1 protein-coding gene is annotated in these 314 nt (G+C 66.9%); it reads left to right on the top strand.

The window, feature by feature from the left end; translation table 11 throughout:
* Positions 1-8: 8 nt before the first annotated feature.
* Positions 9-314: hypothetical protein (locus tag APY03_RS08875; RefSeq protein WP_157103395.1), on the top strand; the 306-nt coding region annotated here is incomplete at its 3' end.

The following is a 314-nucleotide window of genomic DNA, read 5'->3' as shown; positions in this document are numbered from 1 at the left end:
ACCAGACCATGAGCTACCACGCCGGCACCTGGCAGGTCGGTGGCCCTGTTCTGGGCGAGTCGGGCCTGTACTCGACCAACCAGGCCCATGTGGGCTTCGTCGCGGACAACCCGACGCTGCGCATGGGCGTGGGCGACCTGCAGGTTTCGGCGATCGACCACAACACCTTTGCACAGGCGCCGCAACTGCCTTGGCAAGAGGCTGCGGCGTGGGACGGCAGCGCCGGGCGCACCAACTACAACGTCAGCACCTACAAGGACGCCGGTCTCACAACCGGCGACCCGGTGGCAGTCTCGCGTTGTGGTGGACGTACG

This window comes from Variovorax sp. WDL1, assembly GCF_001541225.1.
In the GTDB taxonomy this organism is placed as follows: domain Bacteria; phylum Pseudomonadota; class Gammaproteobacteria; order Burkholderiales; family Burkholderiaceae_C; genus Variovorax.
This window is presented reverse-complemented; position numbering and strand designations above follow the sequence as displayed.